The organism is Cypionkella sp., from assembly GCF_034376685.1.
Lineage (GTDB): Bacteria > Pseudomonadota > Alphaproteobacteria > Rhodobacterales > Rhodobacteraceae > Cypionkella.
In genome coordinates this window covers 17,601-34,378 of sequence record NZ_JAXMJJ010000005.1, presented here as the reverse complement: position 1 = coordinate 34,378, position 16,778 = coordinate 17,601, and the positions used below count along the sequence as shown (strand labels likewise).

Here is a 16,778-nt window from a genome sequence, read left to right as displayed (position 1 = left end):
GGTTCTCCGGGGATCAGGGTTAGCGGATGCGGCGGCCAAGCGATGCAGCACCGTCACCCAACAGGGCCTGCACCACAAGGGCGACGATCCAGAACGCGGGATATTCCCAGCCGCCATTCGCGTTGGAAAAGAAGAAACCGGCGGCGAAATGCACGGTGACGATGGCTCCAAGCAGCACGGGAATCAGTGCGAGCGAGACGATGCGGGTGCGGTAGCCTGCGATCAGGGCAAGGCCGCCCAGCACTTCGACGGCGATCACCAGATAGGCGAGCGGGCCGGGCAAGCCGATGCTTTGGAAGAAGCCGGCGGTGCCAGCGGGGGTGAAGACGAAGAGTTTCAGGCCAGCGTGGGCGAGGAACAAAGCGCCAAGGCTGACCCGCAGGATCAGGGCGGCGAGATCAGCTTGGGAGGTGGATTGGGTGGGAAGGGCGGTCATTGCGGCTATCCTTTGGGTTTGGAGGGATGGTCGCACTATGACTCATTGTTGGGTTGGCGATAATCATGCCGATTGGAAGATCATTGCATCCTAAATGGAAGGAATGGGGTGCGGCAGGTTTTGTGCCAGATAATCAATCAGCACCCGCATCTTCAGCGCCAGATGCCGCCCCGAGGGGTAAAGCGCGAATACGCCCATCGGCGGCTCTTCATACTCTTGCAGCAGGCGGATCAGTCGACCTGAGGCAAGGCTTTCTGCCATGACGAAATCTGGCGAGGAGGCGATGCCAAGCCCCGCTTCGGCCGCAATGACGCAGGCAGAGGCATTCGAGAAGGTCAAACGCCCATCCACCGCAATGCGTTGATTCTGAGAGAACATCCAACGGTGCGGGTCGCGGTAATTGGTGTCGATCAGACAGTCGTGCTGGCTGAGATCTTGCGGCGTTTTGGGCGCACCGCGCGCCGCCAGATAGCCAGGGGCCGCTGCGACGATCAGTTGCGAGCTGCACAGCTTGCGGGCAATCAGCGTGGTGTCACGGGGTTTGCCGACCCGCACCGCCATGTCAAACCCCTCATCCACAAGGTTCACAAGGCGGTCAGAGAAATGCACATCCAGCGCGATCTCGGGGTAGGCTTTGGCGAAATCGGCAAGGCAGGGCGCGAGGCGAATGGTGCCAAAGCTGAGCGGTGCACTGAGCCTGATCTTGCCGCGCGGCAGTAGCGCTGCGTTGCGGGTTTGGGTATCAAGCGCGTCAAATTCTTCCAACAAGCTGCGCAACCGGTCGAAATAGGCCTGCCCGGCCTCGGTCGCGGCCAGCGCGCGGGTGGTGCGGTGCAACAGCCGCACGCCAAGCTCGGCTTCAAGCCTTGAGACCAGCTTGGAGGCTTGGCCGGAACTGGTGCCCAAGCGCTGTGCGGCGGCTGCAAAGCTGCCGGTTTCCAGCACGGTGACGAACATACGTTCGCTGATCAACCTGTCCATCTGCGCCGCCCTGATGGGGAATATAGCGAAGACTAGCCGGATTGCTGCTTATTTGGAAGTAAAGCCTGCGGAGGCAAGCATTGGCCCAAGCCACAGGGATGATTGATAAATCTGCGGGAAGTGGCAGCCCGTAGGGGAGTCGAACCCCTCTTACCAGGTTGAAAACCTGGTGTCCTAACCGATAGACGAACGGGCCACTGCGGCGTTTCCTAAGCGGTTGGCGCGCGGGCTGCAAGAGGGGAAAACAGATTTATCCGTCGATTTTTGCGCCCATCAGCGCGATGGCCTGCTGATAGACCTTGGCGGCGTTCCATTCCTTGATCGCTGCGAAGTTCGGCTCACCTTCCTGATAGCCCTTGCCGGGCTGCCAGCCTTTCTGGCGCAGATAGTTGGCGGTGGTTGCCATCGCATCGGTCAGGTTGCTCAGATCAATCCGACCGTCGCCGTTGCCGTCCTGACCATAGGCCAGCGCATTGCCGGGCAGAAACTGGGTGTGGCCAAGCTCGCCATGCTTCGCGCCGACCGATTTCGCGCTGATCGAACCGTGGTCCACCAGAATCAACGCGCCGAGCAGATGTGGGCGGAAGAAATCCGAGCGGCGGCAATCAAAGGTCAGGGTGGCGATGGCCGAGATGACATTGGTGTCGCCCATGAAATTGCCAAAGCCGGTTTCCATGCCATGAATGGCCAGCAGCACGCCAGCGGGCACACCATACTGTGCCTCTAACCCCGCGTAGAAATCAGGATTCTTCTTTTTGCGCGACTTGCCTTGCGAGATGATCGCATCCGCACCGCGCACCGACAGGAACTTTTGCAGGGTGTATTTGAAGCTTTTCTGATTGCGATCCGCCGATATCGTGGCCTTGGAATAGCTGGCCCCCATCAGGGCCGCGCGCCCAGCCTCACCGACACCTTCGGCCTTGGCCTCGCGCAGCATCTCGGTTTTCCAAGCATCAAACCCGGCGGAGGTATTGCTGCAAGGGGCGGCCAGAGCGGGGGCGGTGAAAGTCAGCGAAAAAAGCAATGCGGTCAAAGATTTGGTCAACACGGTCTGCATCCAACAAGGAAATATGGCAGGCAGCATAGCCGGGGATTCGTGCGGCGCAAGGGGGCTGAAATTATTCAGCAAGATCATGCTATTGCGATGCTCTGGGAAAAGTGGCAGCCCGTAGGGGAGTCGAACCCCTCTTGCCTGGTTGAAAACCAGATGTCCTAACCGATAGACGAACGGGCCACTGTTGGTCGGGCGGTGTTTAAGGGCAGAAAGCACGCTTCGCAAGAGGAAAAATCACGCTTTTGCCGCATCTTCCAGACGAAATTGCACGCGGGTCCTGCCGCCCCATGTGTTCAGCTCCAACCGCCCTGCAAGGTGAAAGCGTTGATGGCCGGCATTTTCCAAAGCCGGGCCAAGATCGGTGTCGAAAGCGCCGAAAGCGATGCCTTCGATGCGCGCGCCCATGCTGTCACCGAAGGACAGTTTCAGGTGTTTTTCACCGACGCGGCGGGTGGTGACGTTGGTATCAGCAAAGGCAAATCTGGGGGCGGGGGCAGCGGCACCGAAGGGGCCTGCGGATTCGATTTGTTCGACAAATCCGGGGGTTGCGGCGGTGGGCATCAGCAGGCTGTCGATGCGCAGGTCTTCGCGCCCGCCTGCGCCTGCGCCTTGTTTGGCGAGCAGGTCTGACAGGCGCTCCATCGCAGCTTCGAGTTTATCGCGCGCGACGGTGAGGCCTGCGGCCATTTTGTGACCGCCGCCCTTTAGCAGCAGGCCTTCGGTGGTCAGGCGGTGGATCGCGGCACCGAGATCGACGCCGCTGACGGAACGGGCGGAGCCTTTGCCTTCGTTGCCATCAAAGCCGATCACCACGGAGGGGCGGTGGCTGGCCTCTTTCAGCCGGGCCGCGACGATGCCAACGACGCCGGGGTGCCAGCCGTCGCCTGCGGCCCAGACGAGGGGGCCGTCCATGCCGCGCATCTCGGCTTGGGAGAGGGCCTCTTCGCGGACGCGGGCTTCGATGTCGCGGCGCTCGGTGTTCAAAAGGTCAAGCTTCTCGGCCAAAGCGGTTGCTTCGGTTGGGCTATCGGTGGACAGCAGCCGCGCGCCGAGGTCGGCTTGGCCGATGCGACCACCTGCGTTGACGCGGGGGCCAAGCAGGAAGCCGAGGGCGTAGGGCGTGGGGGCTTGGTCCATGCGGGCGATGTCGGCAAGGGCGCGCAGGCCTGCACGTTCGCGGCGCGCCATGACCTTGAGACCTTGGCGCACGAAGGCGCGGTTGACGCCGATCAGGGGGGCGACATCCGCCACCGTGGCGAGGGCGACGAGATCGAGAAGCGCCATCAGATCAGGGCCTTGGCTGCCGTCGGCGCGCAGTTGACGATTGGCCTCGACCAGCATCAGGAACACCACGGACGCCGCACAAAGATGGCCGAGATCGCCGTCTTCATCCTGCCGGTTGGGGTTTACCACGGCGAAAGCGGGGGGGAGGGTTTCAGCGCCGAGGTGGTGATCCAGCACGACGACGTCGCAATTGGCGGCGGCGATTGGATCATGGCTGAGCGTGCCGCAATCGACGCATAGAATCAGGTCGTGCTGGCGTCCGAGTTCGGCCATTGCGGGCACGTTGGGGCCATAGCCTTCGTCAATGCGGTCGGGGATGTAGAGCGTGGCTTGCGCACCCATCGCCCGTAGCCAGATGATGAGAAGGGCGGCTGAGGATCCGCCATCAACGTCATAATCCGCAAAGATTGCAATGCGTTGGCGGGTTTTCAGGGCGTGCAGAAAGCGGGCGGCAGCCTTGGCCATGTCGCGCAGTTTCAAGGGATCGGGCAGCAGATCGCGCAGTTGCGGGGCAAGGAAGGCCGGGGCGTCTTGCGGGGTTATCCCGCGGGCGACGAGGGTCGCGCAGAGCGCGAGGGGCAGGCGGGTGATCTGGGCCATCGCCTCGGCCAGACGTTCGGCCTCGTCACCGGGGCCAATCCAGCGGCGTTGGGTCAGCGAATGGTCAACCGAGAGGAAGGCGCGCTCTGTCATGCTTGGGGTGTGCCTGACAGAGCGGCCTGGAGCAAGGCGAAATTTGAGAAATTCCGGCACGATTTCCGGGGCGGAAATCGGTCTGCGGCTTATTTCATTGGGCTTTTATAGAGCATCCGGCGCACCGAACCGGTTTTCGAGCGCATCAGGATGGTTTCGGTGGTGACCCAGCCGGGTTCGATCTTGATGCCTTGCAGGATCGAGCCTTGGGTCACACCAGTGGCCGCGAAAATCACGTCGGCGGTGACCATTTCGTCGCGGGTGTAGATGCGGTTCAGATCGGTGATGCCCGCTTTGTAAGCGCGGGCTTTTTCATCGTCATTGCGGAACAAGAGCTTGCCGTAGATCTGGCCGCCCATGCATTTCAACGCAGAGGCCGCGAGCACGCCTTCGGGTGCGCCGCCGGAGCCCATATACATGTCGATGCCAGTGATTTCGCTTTCCGCACAATGGATGACGCCTGCCACATCGCCATCGGTGATCAGGCGGATGGCAGCACCTGTGGAGCGGACTTCGGCGATCAAGGCCTCATGTCGGGGTCGTTCCAGGATGCAGACGGTGATCTCGTCGGCGGCGACCCCTTTGGCGCGGGCCAATGCGCGAACGCGGGCAGCGGGGGGCATGTCGAGGGTGACGGTGTCTGGGGCGTAGCCGGGGCCGATGGCGAGTTTTTCCATATAGACATCGGGGGCGTGCAGCAGCGTGCCGCGCGGGGCCATCGCGATCACGGTCAGGGCGTTCGGCATGTCTTTGGCGGTCAGCGTGGTGCCTTCCAGCGGGTCGAGCGCGATGTCGACAGCGGGGCCATTGCCGGTGCCGACCTCTTCACCGATATACAGCATCGGCGCCTCGTCGCGCTCGCCTTCACCGATTACCACGACGCCGGCAATATCCAGCAAATTCAACTGGTCGCGCATGGCGTTGACCGCTGCCTGATCCGCCGCTTTCTCATCACCGCGCCCGATCAGCTTGGCGGAGGCAAGAGCTGCGGCCTCGGACACGCGGGCGAGGCCGAGGGAAAGCAGGCGGTCTTGGAATTCGGTGACGTCGGCCATGAGATATCCTTGCGGGAAAATGGGGTTTTCCCTCGTCTAGCCGGGGCAGGGCGAGGCGGCAAGGATGGTGGCGCTAACAGTTTCAGGGCGCTGAGGTAATCTGCCGAGTTGCAGGGTTTTGCGGCGCGTTGTCGCTGTGCTTTCGCCGAGCTTCGCCTGTGCTTTTTGCGTGTTGACGCGCAGGCAGGGAAACTTGCGTTACCCAAACCCTACGAATCGCGGTCAGACTTCTTCGATCCGCAACGCCACGGGCGCGCCCACCATCACGCCAGTGCCTGCAAAGCGCCCGGTTGCGTGGTCGATATCGGCGCGGGTGGCTTTGTGGGTGACGATCAGCACGGTGGCTTTGTCGCCTTCGTGGTCATATTGCCGCATCTGGTCGATGGAGACGCCTGCATCACCCAGACAGGTGGCGATTTTGGCCAAAGCGCCGGGTTTGTCCAGAAGCGTCATGCGCAGGTAATAGCTGGCCGGGGTGGCGGATTTTGCGGCTTGCGGGGTGGCGAGGCTGGTAGCGGGTTGGCCGAAGGTTGGCAGGCGCAGGCCGCGCGCGATGTCGAGCACATCGGACATCACGGCGCTTGCGGTTGGCCCCATGCCCGCGCCGGGGCCGCGCAGGACGATCTGGCCGACGGAATCTCCTTCGAGGACAACCATATTGGTGCCGCCTTGCAACTGTCCGAGCGGGCTGTCGGCGGGGACAAGGCAGGGGGTCATGCGTTGCTCTAGCCCGCGTCCGGTCATTTGCGCCACACCCAGAAGTTTGATGCGGTAGCCCATGTCGGCGGCGAGTTTGATATCGTCGATGGAGATCGCGCCGATGCCTTCAAGCTCGACGGCGTCAAAGCTGACTTTGGTGCCAAAGGCGATAGAGGCGAGCAGCGCCAGTTTGTGGCCTGCGTCGATGCCGCCGACGTCGAGGTTCGGGTCGGCTTCGAGGTAGCCGAGTTGCTGGGCGGCGTCGAAGACTTCGGCGTAGGAGAGGCCCTCGTTCTGCATCCGGGTCAGGATGTAGTTGCACGAGCCGTTCATCACGCCCATCACGCGTTTGATCTGGTTGCCAGCGAGGCCTTCGGTCAGCGCCTTGATCACCGGGATGCCGCCTGCAACGGCGGCTTCAAAGCGGATGACGTGGCCTGCGGCTTCGGCGGCCAGGGCAAGGGCTTGGCCGTGATGCGCGAGCAGGGCTTTGTTGGCGGAAACCACGTCCTTGCCTGCGGCGATGGCGGCTTCGGTGGCCAGTTTGGCGGGGCCTTCATGACCGCCCATGACTTCGACAAACACATCGATGTCATCGCGTTGGGCGAGTGCCACCGGGTCGGTTTCCCAAGCATAGCCGGACAAATCCGCATCGCGGTTCTTGGATTGATCGCGCGCGGAGACGGCGGTGATCTGCACGGTGCGCCCGGTGCGTTTGGCGATCAGATCAGCATGTTGCTGCACGATCTTCACCACACCAATCCCCACGGTGCCAAGACCAGCGAGACCAATGCGCAGGGGTTTGGCAGACATGGGGGGACTCCGTTTCAGATTGCTTGCGCCGGGTGTTAGCCGATGGCGTGGCGCTGTGCAACGCGCGGTTATTGGATGGCCGCTTGGGCGCGCAAAGCAGCGGCACGGGCATTCAGGGCCGCGACTGGGCCAGCCAGCGGGTCGGCGGGGGCGGTCTGATCGACGCCAGCGATCAGTTGATCGGTGGGAAGCAGGCTGGGCGTGGGCAGGTTTGTGCGGCTGCCCGCATCCACTTCCGGGAATTGGGCGCAGGCCGAGAGGGCGAGGATCAGGAGAAGGGCGCGCGTCATGCTGCGGAGCATAACGCGCGGTTGGTTCAGGTTCAATGCGCAGGCGTCGCCGCTAGTGCGCAGGTTTGATAAAGGTGCCGTTGCGCAACTCGGTCATGGCTTGTTGCAGCTCGGCTTTGGTGTTCATCACGATGGGACCGTGCCATGCGACAGGTTCCTGGATCGGCGCACCCGAGACCAGCAGAAAGCGGATGCCGTTCGGGCCAGCTTGCACGGTGATTTCATCGCCCTTGCCAAACTCGATCAGGGTGCGGTTGCCGGATAGATCGCGGATATTCAGCTCTTCACCCTTGTATTCTTTCTCCAGCAGGACACCGCGTGGGCGCGAGCTGTCGGCGAATTTGCCTGCGCCTTCAAAGATATAGGCGAAGGCGTGGCGGCGGGTGTCGATCTTGAAAGTCTTTTTCTTTTCTGGCGGCACATAGACGTCAAGGTATTGCGGATCGGCAGCAATGCCATCAACCGGGCCGGTTTTGCCCCAGAAGCTGCCCACAATCACCTTCACGATGGAGCCATCGTCATCCATGATTTCGGGAATGTCGTTGGATTTGACATCCTGATAGCGCGGTTTGGTCATCTTGAGCGCTTTCGGCAGGTTGGCCCAAAGCTGGAAGCCGTGCATCTGGCCCTTGGCGTTGCCCTTCGGCATTTCCTGATGCAGGATGCCAGAGCCTGCGGTCATCCACTGCACGTCGCCGCGTTTCAGCGTGCCGCGATTGCCAAGGCTGTCGCCATGCTCGACGGCGCCCGCCAGCACATAGGTGATGGTTTCGATGCCGCGATGGGGATGCCACGGGAAGCCCGCCATGTAATCACGCGGGGTTTCACCGCGGAAATCATCGAACAGCAGGAAGGGGTCGAACTGGGTCGGATCGCCAAAGCCAAAGGCGCGGTGCAGATGCACGCCAGCACCTTCGACATGCGGTTGGGCGGTGGATTGGTTCAGAACGGGGCGGAGTGACATGGGCTTGCTCCTTTGAGTGCGAAGGGAGGAGTTGCGTCCCAGCCTAGAGAGATGAGACGCAATCCGCTTGGTCACAAAGGTAGGTCCGGTGCGGATTTGCAGCAAGGCGTGAATGCACAGGTCTGATGTGCATATTTGCGTGGATCGCTTGACTGTGAATGGTTCGGATGATCAGGAGCAGGTGACGCCCGTCATGCAGAGTTTGGGGATGAAGCGGGGGCGGGTGACCACGAATTGCTTAATCACTTCGTCATCCATGCCGACATTGAAGGCGGGGTGATAGCTGACCTCGGTTTCCACGATTATGACGCGGTCGCCGTCTGCCATCTTGGGGATGCGGTAGGCGAAATTGTCGATGGTCGTGGTGGTCAGTTGTACCATGGCGTTGTCGGGCGAGCGCGACCAGTCGACCTCAAACCGGCTGTTGTCGTCCGACCAAGTGACCGAAGTGACGCGGATTTTTACGGTTTGATCACCGTCAATCAGATAGCGCATCAGATCGCGCATGCCGGTGACATAGTTGGTTGGCAGTGTCACCATCTCACGCGAGATCATGTCGGAAATGGTGTAAGCGGCTTTCTGCACGGTGTTGACCGAGCGGAAGGCGTCCCAATAGACGAACAGAGCAAGGTAAGACCACAACATGAAAGGCAGCACGATAATGGCCTCGGCCATTAGCACACCGCTTTCGTCGCGACCAAAACGGCTGTACATTTTACGAAGCGATTTCATTTCGGTACTCTCACGTCGGTTCAGTCACAAAGGCCGATGTCGTAATCACGCCATATCCGCCGTGGCCGTCTTTTGGCAGGCCGAGGCCGATGCCGGTTGTGGGGAACAGCGCATCTTGCACGACGCAAACCCGCACCAGCATAATATCATTCTGCTGGCCGATTTGTAGCGAGACGACGGGTTGGATTTCTTCGGAACGGTCGATGCAGGCCACCCCAGTGGTCGGCAGCGCCCAATTTGCGGTGCTGATCCGGGTCATTTCGATGGTGATGTTTGCCGCGCAATCCTTGAAGATCACGGTACGCGTGCAGATTTCGTCTTTCAGCAATTCGGCGTCGGGCAGCGGGTAATGGCCCAAGCGCAACTCGCGCATGGTCTTGTCAACGGACTGCTCTAGCATGATCGAGCGGATCATCAGCAGGCCGCTTTCAAACGACGCCATGAAAATGGTGATCAACAGCGGCACGGCGACGACGAACTCTACCGCCGCTGTGCCATCCTCACGCCGCAATGCGTGGAATAAACGTTTGAATCTGCCGATCATTGCGTCAGCCTCAACTGGCTGATGTTGCTGGCAATAGAGCGGAAGGCGGTGCGAATTTGCAGACCGGCGGCGTTGAAGTAATGCGCCGAAGAGGTCGAGCAGTTGCGGATCTGGGTTTGACCAAGGGTGGGGGCCTCAAACGCGATGCCATAGACGATCACGCCCTGGCCTTTCGCCAACCCGCAAATCTGCTGCAGCTGACTGTCCATGGAGGTGGTTGGGGTTTGGCTGCGGAAGGCGGCTATTCGGTTCGCATATTCGATATTGCGTGCTGAGTTCGTGCTACCCAGAGCGCGGGCGTAGAACTGCCACGCAACATAGCTCAGTCGCATTTCCTCCCAAACCCGAGGCCAGGTTTGCACACTATAGGTGCCGGTGTTGTTCGAGTTGGTCCAAGGCAGGGCCTGAAACCGGCTGAGATGAGGCACCCAGTATTTGTTTCCGCTGACGCCCGCGTGGTAGATCGAATAGTTGCCGTCGTTGACACTTTTATAGATCGGGGAGTTGCCAGATTTATAGTTGGGAGCGCCATCGGAATTGACCCGCTCTTCGGCGAAATGCTCGCCATCGGTCATCAGCACGATCACCTTCATGGCCTCGGGGTCGGTAAAGCTGAACGGGCGCCCGCTGAGATCGCCAGTCATTTTGCCTGCCGAAATCAACTGATCGTACATATTCTCGGCAGAGGGATCCATCAGGGCCAGCCCCCATTTCAGCCCGGCATTGATCGAGGTGGCACCAACCGCCACCAGCCCGTTGATCTGGCCCTGCAGGGAGGAGATTGATTGAGATGGTAGCCGAATGATGTTGCCTGCAATCGGCGGGCACCAGACGTTGCCGGAGTTGTTGGTGGCATCATACCCGATGGCATAGCTCGTGTTGGTGTAGGAAACATAGGAGTTGGTCTGGTTGGTGCCAGAATAGGTGTCTGCATGTGCAGTCATCGACATCACAGTGTTCGTCGGCAGAGCCGTCGAGTTGTAGACCGTACTAGGCAAATCAACGCATTGCACGTTGGTCACCCCCGGATCGTCGGTCAGTGCGGTGTATTTGGCGCGAAGATCGGGGCCGATATTGACCTGACCGTTAAACGGCACGATGCCGATCGAGATTTTGTGCTCGGGATCGCTGGACAGCACGGTGTCAACGAATTCTTTGGCGGCTGTCTTCAGGTTCGCCAGTTTGCTGTTCGACGCCATTGAGCCCGACACGTCAAGAACCAGCATGATTTCGACATTGGTGACGCGTTGTTCGGCCATCGAATGCCCTTTGGCATCCATCTTGCTGTGTCCGATTAAATGCATGAAAAAGGGATCGGTTGCAGCAGACGCATCGGCGGTGACGTTGCGGTAGTTCAGACCTTCGGTGACCGTGACACCCTCAAGGTATTTTTCCATTCCGGCCTTGGTGAAGTAATCCGCCACCACTTCTGCCGGATCCAGCGTTTGGGTCAGCGATGCCGAGGCCAGCGTGGCGCGGTCCAGTGTATTTTGTAGCGTGGTTCGGGTCTGTTCGTAGCGCATCAGGTCAACCGCGAGGCCCCCCATCATCACCATCAGCAAAAACAGGCAGAGCGCTAGGACGGAAAGTGATCCATCTTGCGTCTCGTAAAAGCGTTTCAACACCGCACACGGCGGTTTTCTTTTGCAATCGCGCTGATCTCCAACGTTCGCATTGAACATGGACATATCCCAACTCCTGCTCACAGCTGACGGTGCGGGGCACCTGACGACGAGGCATGGAAACACACCTTGAAGCGGCATAAAGCGCGTAGCCTTGGGCAAAACTATGGCGTTGGTGTTTCAGATTGTGGGCGGCTTGTGTCGAAAACCATTTTGTTTTGAATAAATTGCCCTGAACGTCGGAATTATTGCACTGAAAGGCACAATTTGACGGGGCTCTGCTCCGGCGCAGTTTGGCTATGTGGGCAGGATCTGAATGCATTGATGATTGCTGCGAATCAGGTGTTGTGAAGCGCTGGATCATTGGTTCTGGCCGACGCAGAGGAGGGGAGTTGCCCCCGGATGCAAGGATTGGGGGGCAGAGTGCCTGAGTTGAGCTACTGCGTCAGCTTCAGCTGGGTCAGATTTGAGGCGATGGCGCGGAAAGCTGCCCGAATCTCGGCCCCGCTCTGGGCATCATAGTAGTGCGCGGATGACGTGGCGCATTGCGAGATTTGCGCCTGACCGTTGCTGGGAGCCTCGAACGCGATGCCATAGACGAGCACGTCGCTTTGTTTGGCCAAGGCACAGCTTTGTTGCAGCGAGGCGTTCATGCCGCCGACCGAGTCATAGGTCTGCACCATATCATTCATCATCGTGTTGTAGACCGAGGTGCGCCCCCCCGAGCCGGCGCCATGCGCGCGCGCGTAGAACTGCCATGCGACATAGCTGACCTTCAGATTGGCCCAGACGTCTTGCCACTGTTGCTGCACGCCACTGTTGTATGGGCCCGCTGACCAACTGTTCAGATGCGGCACCCAGTATTTGTCGCCAGCGTGGGCCGCGTGGTAGACCGAATACCGACCGTCTGTGCTTTTGTAGATCGGCGAAGGGCCGGTTTTATAGCCATCGGTGACGCGATTGTGGGCAACATGCTCCCCATCCGTCATCAGCACGATGACCTTCATCGACTCGGGATCCGCATAGTCGAACGGTCGGCCCGCAAGATTCGCGCCCATCTGGCCTGCGCCGATCAACTCGTTGTACATGCCGCGGGCTGAGGGATCGAGGAGCGACAGACCCCATTTCATCCCCAAAGTGATCGAGGTGTTGCCGCCTGCGACAAGACCATTGATCTGCGATTTCAGTGTTGTCGCGTTCTGGCTGGGCAGCCTGACAATGTTTGTTGCAGCTTTTGTGCAATAGACGTTGCTGTAGTTCGGAACAGCGTAGCTGGTGTTGGTCGGTGCGACATAGGCGTCAGTTTTGCTGGTGCCATAGTTGTAGTCAGCATAGGCCATCATTGGCAGATTAAGGGTGCGAGATATGCCGGGGGTGTTGAACACCGAAGCTGGCAATTCGAGGCAGTTCACATCGGTCACGCCATGCAAATTGACGGCTTGATATTTGGCGCGCAGCACGGAGCCGAGGTTCACTTGCGCATTGTATGGCACGATTGAGATCGAAATGCGGTGATTGGGATCGTTGGCCAACATGTTGTCGACAAACTCGGCTGCCGCGACCTTGAGATTTGCGAGTTTGGCGCCGCTCATCGAGCCGGATACGTCCAGCACCAGCGCGATTTCGACATTGGTAATGGCTTGCACAGCTCCGGACGCGCCAAGCGCGTCAAATTTGTCGATGCCGATCAAGTGCAGAAAGAACGGTTTGGTACCGACGCGGCCGTTAGATAGCACGCTGCGCGAATTCAGCGACTGTGTGACCTGCACGCCCTGAAGGTTTTCTCCAAACCCGGATTTATCGACGCAATCATCTACTACCGATTGCGGATCGAGCCGTTGGTCAAGGCTTGCGGCCATCAAGGTGCAGCGGTCAAGTGTGTTTTGCAGATCTGTGCGCACGGTCTCGTAGCGCATGATGTCGATGGCGACACCGCCCATCATTGCCATTAGCAAGAACAGCACGAGGGCGAAAATGATCAAAGCGCCGTCTTCATCACGACGAAATTTTTGGCTGTGAATAACCAGATTGCGCGTCAGGGCGCGGGGGGAGAGAGCAAAAACCACTGTATGTTCCTTAACTCGGCGACTTGGATATGCCCCCGCAAGCACATCCTTTCGCCACTTTGCTGCCCAGAAGTTGTGGCAAAATTGTGGCAACATTGACAAGTAGGGGGCATTGTTGACCGTGCCGGAAACACTGGCAATGCAGGCGTTTAACTGTGGCGAAGTTGACGACAGTCTACTTCCGCATAGGTTGTATGTGGTGCCACACTATCGCCCATATTGTATAATCCCGAATCACTTTTGGTCAAAAGCGGCTCAAATCTGCTTACAATGTTTGCTGGTTTATTAAGCAAACGGCGGTAGGTGTTGGGGGAGCGTAACATGCGCTCTGCCGGGTTGAGAGACGGCATTCAGGGAGGATGACCATGAGCGTTGCAGGCGAGCCGAGTTTTCGCGAATCCGTAGATATGATGTTTCGGCGCGCGACCGCGCTGATGGACCTTGGCCCCGGTCTTCAGGAAAAGATCCGGGTCTGCAATTCGACCTATACGGTGCGGTTTGGCGTGCGGTTGCGCGGCAAGATTGAGACGTTTGTCGGCTATCGCTCGGTGCATTCTGAACATATGGAACCGGTGAAAGGCGGCATCCGCTATTCGCTGGGGGTCAATCAGGATGAGGTCGAGGCGCTGGCGGCGCTGATGACCTATAAATGCGCGCTGGTGGAAACGCCGTTTGGCGGATCAAAGGGCGGGCTGTGCATTGATCCGCGTCAGTGGGACGAGCATGAGCTGGAGCAGATCACCCGGCGCTTTGCCTATGAGCTGATCAAGCGCGATCTGATCAATCCGGCGCAGAACGTGCCCGCCCCGGATATGGGCACCGGCGAGCGCGAGATGGCGTGGATCGCCGACCAATATGCGCGGATGAACACCACCGATATCAACGCCAAGGCCTGTGTGACCGGCAAGCCGCCGCATGCAGGCGGCATTCAGGGCCGGGTCGAGGCGACCGGGCGCGGCGTGCAATATGCGCTGCAAGAGTTCTTCCGTCATCCCGAAGATGCGGCGGCGGCAGGGCTGTCGGGCGATCTGGATGGCAAGCGGGTTGTGGTTCAGGGCTTGGGCAACGTGGGCTATCACGCGGCGAAGTTCTTGTCGGAAGAAGACGGCGCCAAGGTGATCGCGATCATCGAGCGCGACGGAGCCTTGGTGAACGAAGACGGTATCGACGTGGAAGACGTGCGGCAGTGGATGAATCGCAACGATGGTTTGCTCGCGGCATATCCCAAGGCCAGACATGTCGTTGACGGTGCCAAGGTGCTGGAGATGGCAAGCGATATCCTGATCCCGGCGGCTTTGGAGGGCGTGATCAATCTTGGCAATGCGGCGCGGATTCAAGCGCCGTTGATCATCGAGGCCGCCAACGGCCCGATCACCTATGGCGCGGATGAGGTTTTGCGCGCCAAGGGCTGCGTGATCATCCCGGACATGTATGCCAACGCGGGCGGGGTGACGGTGTCGTATTTCGAATGGGTGAAGAACCTCAGCCATATCCGCTTTGGCCGGATGCAACGGCGGGCAGAAGAGTCGCGCTCGCGAGTGTTGGTCGAAGAGTTGGAGCGGCTGTCGAACGATCAGCATCTGGGCTGGCAGTTGACGCCGGATTTCAAGAAGAAGTTCCTGCAAGGCTCGGATGAATTGGCGCTGGTGCGCTCGGGGTTGGATGACACCATGCGTACGGCCTATCAGGCGATGCGCGAGGTCTGGCACGGAAGGCCCGAGGTCGGCGATCTGCGGGTTGCGGCCTATATCGTGTCGATCGGGCGGATCGCTGCGACCTATAAGTCAAAGGGTCTGTAACGTCTTTCAGACTGGTCTAAATACTCCCGCCGGAGGCACCGATGTCTAAGGCAGCGGCCTGCGGCGGGAGTATTTGAGCCAATGTGAAACGCTGCGGGCTTGACAGGCTTGCGACACGATTTGTCGCGGATGGCACAGTTATTCGGCTTTGACTGTTGAATAACCCGTGCAAAGCGGGTTCACTTGCCCGCAAGCAGGCAAGGAGCCACCCCATGCGTTATTCTGGGTTGAAGGTGATCACCGAAGGGTTGTTCGGCAACAAGGGTTGGGGGCCTGCGTGGCGCAATCCGGCACCCAAGGCAGAATATGATGCGATCATCATCGGTGGTGGCGGGCACGGGCTGGCGACGGCCTATTACCTCGCGAAAAACCATGGGCTGACCAATATTGCGGTGTTGGAAAAGGGCTATCTCGGCGGCGGCAACATCGGGCGGAATACCACGATTGTGCGGGCGAACTACTACATGCCGGGGAATTCCGAGTTCTACTCGCATTCGCTGAAGCTGTGGGAAGGGCTTGAGGCGGAACTGAACTATAACGTCATGCACTCGCAGCGCGGTCAGTTGATCCTGGCGCATTCGGATGGGCAGCGCGACACCTTGGCGCGGCGCGGCAATGCGATGATCAATCAGGGCGACGATGCCGAGTTGTGGACCTTGGATCAGGTCAAAGATTTCGCGCCTTACTTGGATTTCGCGCAGACCCGGTTCCCGATTTATGGCGGGTTGATGCACAAGCGCGGCGGCACGGCGCGGCATGATGCGGTGGCTTGGGGCTATGCGCGCGGCGCGGATCGGCGCGGGGTGGATTTGATCCAGAACTGCGAAGTCACCGGGATTGATATTGTGAACGGGGTTGTGCAGGGCGTGCAGACCACGCGCGGGGCAATCCGGGCGAAGAAGGTTGGCATGGTGGTGGCGGGGCGGTCGTCTCAGGTCGCGGCGATGGCGGGGATGCGCTTGCCGGTCGAAAGCCATGTGTTGCAGGCATTTGTGACCGAAGGGCTGAAGCCGATCATTGATTCTGTGATCAGCTTTGGGATGGGGCATTTCTATATCAGCCAATCCGACAAGGGCGGTTTGGTGTTCGGCGGCGATCTGGATTTCTACTCCTCCTATGCCGCGCGGGGCAATCTGCCGATGGTCGAGCATGTGATGGAAGCCGCGATGACGCTGATGCCGATGATCGGGCGCGCCAAGGTGCTGCGGTCTTGGGGCGGGATCATGGATATGACGCCGGATGGATCGCCGATCATCGACAGGACGCATATCGAGGGGCTGTTTGTCGATGCCGGATGGAACTATGGCGGCTTCAAAGCGGCACCTGCGAGTGGCTGGTGCATGGCGCATCTGATGGCCACCGGAGAATCTCATGAGGTGGCCAAGCGCTTCCGTCTGGACCGGTTCCGCACCGGCCATGTGATGGACGAAGAAGGCACCGGCAGCCAACATAACCTGCACTGAGGGAGTAGAGAGATGCGTATAGCTTGCCCCCTTTGTGGCACCCGTGATCGCCGCGAGTTTTATTACTATGGCACGGAAGATTATCTGAAGCGGCCCACCGATCAGGGCACGGTCGAGGAATTAGACAACCATCTGTTTCTGCGAGATAATCCGGCGGGGGTGACGCGGGATGTCTGGTATCACGAGGCGGGCTGCGGGGCTTGGTTGGTGGTGACGCGCAATACCGTCAGCCATGAGGTTCTGGGATCGGAACTCGTCGCTGCCATAAAGAAGGGGGCCTGAG

At 59.7% G+C, this 16,778-nt stretch carries 15 protein-coding genes and 2 tRNA genes; 4 read left to right on the top strand and 13 right to left on the bottom strand.

Annotation, left to right across the window (positions count from 1 at the left end):
* Positions 1–19: 19 nt before the first annotated feature.
* The 8 genes from U1A24_RS02110 to U1A24_RS02075 form a co-directional block, all read right to left on the bottom strand.
* The gene (locus U1A24_RS02110) at positions 20–436 is read right to left on the bottom strand and encodes a DoxX family protein (RefSeq protein ID WP_322320338.1); all 417 of its coding nucleotides are present in this window, start codon (positions 434–436) and stop codon (positions 20–22) included.
* A gap of 90 nt (positions 437–526) precedes the next feature.
* Positions 527–1,417: a LysR family transcriptional regulator gene (locus tag U1A24_RS02105; RefSeq protein ID WP_322320337.1), complete on the bottom strand. Its 891-nt coding sequence runs from the start codon at positions 1,415–1,417 to the stop codon at positions 527–529.
* Positions 1,418–1,538: 121 nt separating this feature from the next.
* Positions 1,539–1,613: transfer RNA gene (locus tag U1A24_RS02100), tRNA-Glu, on the bottom strand.
* Between the two features lie 54 nt (positions 1,614–1,667).
* Positions 1,668–2,474, bottom strand: a complete 807-nt coding sequence (locus U1A24_RS02095) for a lytic murein transglycosylase (protein ID WP_322320336.1) — start codon at positions 2,472–2,474, stop codon at positions 1,668–1,670.
* Positions 2,475–2,576: 102 nt separating this feature from the next.
* Positions 2,577–2,651, bottom strand: a tRNA-Glu gene (locus tag U1A24_RS02090).
* A 54-nt stretch (positions 2,652–2,705) separates the two neighbouring features.
* The gene (recJ, locus tag U1A24_RS02085; protein WP_322320335.1) at positions 2,706–4,448 is read right to left on the bottom strand and encodes a single-stranded-DNA-specific exonuclease RecJ; all 1,743 of its coding nucleotides are present in this window, start codon (positions 4,446–4,448) and stop codon (positions 2,706–2,708) included.
* Between the two features lie 89 nt (positions 4,449–4,537).
* Positions 4,538–5,503, bottom strand: coding sequence for a class II fructose-bisphosphatase (glpX, locus tag U1A24_RS02080; RefSeq protein WP_054007969.1), 966 nt, complete (start codon positions 5,501–5,503; stop codon positions 4,538–4,540).
* Between the two features lie 222 nt (positions 5,504–5,725).
* Positions 5,726–7,015: a homoserine dehydrogenase gene (locus tag U1A24_RS02075; RefSeq protein ID WP_322320334.1), complete on the bottom strand. Its 1,290-nt coding sequence runs from the start codon at positions 7,013–7,015 to the stop codon at positions 5,726–5,728.
* 23 nt (positions 7,016–7,038) lie between these two features.
* Here U1A24_RS02075 and U1A24_RS02070 point away from each other — a divergent pair, with 23 nt between their 5' ends.
* Positions 7,039–7,374 carry a hypothetical protein gene (locus U1A24_RS02070; protein WP_322320333.1) on the top strand — a complete coding sequence of 112 codons (336 nt, stop codon included), beginning with the start codon at positions 7,039–7,041 and terminating at the stop codon, positions 7,372–7,374.
* On the opposite strand, the gene U1A24_RS02065 is transcribed toward U1A24_RS02070, so the two are convergent.
* From U1A24_RS02065 to U1A24_RS02045, 5 genes are all read right to left on the bottom strand, one after another.
* Positions 7,358–8,269 carry a pirin family protein gene (locus U1A24_RS02065; protein WP_322320332.1) on the bottom strand — a complete coding sequence of 304 codons (912 nt, stop codon included), beginning with the start codon at positions 8,267–8,269 and terminating at the stop codon, positions 7,358–7,360. The two genes, U1A24_RS02070 and U1A24_RS02065, sit on opposite strands and share 17 nt — an antisense overlap.
* A 171-nt stretch (positions 8,270–8,440) precedes the next feature.
* A complete protein-coding gene (locus U1A24_RS02060) occupies positions 8,441–9,001 on the bottom strand; it encodes a TadE/TadG family type IV pilus assembly protein (protein ID WP_322320331.1) in 561 nt (186 codons plus the stop codon).
* Between the two features lie 10 nt (positions 9,002–9,011).
* A complete protein-coding gene (locus U1A24_RS02055; protein ID WP_322320330.1) occupies positions 9,012–9,545 on the bottom strand; it encodes a TadE family protein in 534 nt (177 codons plus the stop codon).
* Positions 9,542–11,167 (bottom strand): pilus assembly protein TadG-related protein, encoded by a 1,626-nt coding sequence (locus U1A24_RS02050; RefSeq protein ID WP_322320329.1) that lies wholly within the window; start codon positions 11,165–11,167, stop codon positions 9,542–9,544. The genes U1A24_RS02055 and U1A24_RS02050 overlap by 4 nt, the downstream gene beginning before the upstream one ends.
* Positions 11,168–11,604: 437 nt before the next feature.
* On the bottom strand, positions 11,605–13,233 hold the full coding sequence (locus U1A24_RS02045) for a pilus assembly protein TadG-related protein (protein WP_322320328.1): 1,629 nt from the start codon (positions 13,231–13,233) through the stop codon (positions 11,605–11,607).
* A 365-nt stretch (positions 13,234–13,598) separates the two neighbouring features.
* Between U1A24_RS02045 and U1A24_RS02040 the strand changes: the two genes are divergently transcribed.
* The 3 genes from U1A24_RS02040 to U1A24_RS02030 all read left to right on the top strand — a co-directional run bounded on the left by U1A24_RS02040 (position 13,599) and on the right by U1A24_RS02030 (position 16,777).
* Complete coding sequence (locus tag U1A24_RS02040; protein ID WP_322320327.1) at positions 13,599–15,032, top strand: Glu/Leu/Phe/Val dehydrogenase; 1,434 nt, start codon at positions 13,599–13,601, stop codon at positions 15,030–15,032.
* A 212-nt stretch (positions 15,033–15,244) separates the two neighbouring features.
* Positions 15,245–16,495 carry a sarcosine oxidase subunit beta family protein gene (locus tag U1A24_RS02035; protein ID WP_322320326.1) on the top strand — a complete coding sequence of 417 codons (1,251 nt, stop codon included), beginning with the start codon at positions 15,245–15,247 and terminating at the stop codon, positions 16,493–16,495.
* 12 nt (positions 16,496–16,507) lie between these two features.
* On the top strand, positions 16,508–16,777 hold the full coding sequence (locus U1A24_RS02030) for a sarcosine oxidase subunit delta (RefSeq protein ID WP_322320325.1): 270 nt from the start codon (positions 16,508–16,510) through the stop codon (positions 16,775–16,777).
* The last annotated feature ends 1 nt before the right edge of the window (position 16,778 follow it).

Bases quoted from the DNA above. Each gene is read 5' to 3' on its own strand.
- U1A24_RS02035 (WP_322320326.1), top strand. From the start codon at position 15,245: ATGCGTTATTCTGGGTTGAAGGTGATCACCGAAGGGTTGTTCGGCAAC.
- U1A24_RS02105 (WP_322320337.1), bottom strand. From the start codon at position 1,417: ATGGACAGGTTGATCAGCGAACGTATGTTCGTCACCGTGCTGGAAACC.
- glpX (WP_054007969.1), bottom strand. From the start codon at position 5,503: ATGGCCGACGTCACCGAATTCCAAGACCGCCTGCTTTCCCTCGGCCTC.
- U1A24_RS02110 (WP_322320338.1), bottom strand. From the start codon at position 436: ATGACCGCCCTTCCCACCCAATCCACCTCCCAAGCTGATCTCGCCGCC.
- U1A24_RS02030 (WP_322320325.1), top strand. From the start codon at position 16,508: ATGCGTATAGCTTGCCCCCTTTGTGGCACCCGTGATCGCCGCGAGTTT.
- U1A24_RS02095 (WP_322320336.1), bottom strand. From the start codon at position 2,474: ATGCAGACCGTGTTGACCAAATCTTTGACCGCATTGCTTTTTTCGCTG.
- recJ (WP_322320335.1), bottom strand. From the start codon at position 4,448: ATGACAGAGCGCGCCTTCCTCTCGGTTGACCATTCGCTGACCCAACGC.
- U1A24_RS02055 (WP_322320330.1), bottom strand. From the start codon at position 9,545: ATGATCGGCAGATTCAAACGTTTATTCCACGCATTGCGGCGTGAGGAT.
- U1A24_RS02065 (WP_322320332.1), bottom strand. From the start codon at position 8,269: ATGTCACTCCGCCCCGTTCTGAACCAATCCACCGCCCAACCGCATGTC.
- U1A24_RS02040 (WP_322320327.1), top strand. From the start codon at position 13,599: ATGAGCGTTGCAGGCGAGCCGAGTTTTCGCGAATCCGTAGATATGATG.
- U1A24_RS02060 (WP_322320331.1), bottom strand. From the start codon at position 9,001: ATGAAATCGCTTCGTAAAATGTACAGCCGTTTTGGTCGCGACGAAAGC.
- U1A24_RS02075 (WP_322320334.1), bottom strand. From the start codon at position 7,015: ATGTCTGCCAAACCCCTGCGCATTGGTCTCGCTGGTCTTGGCACCGTG.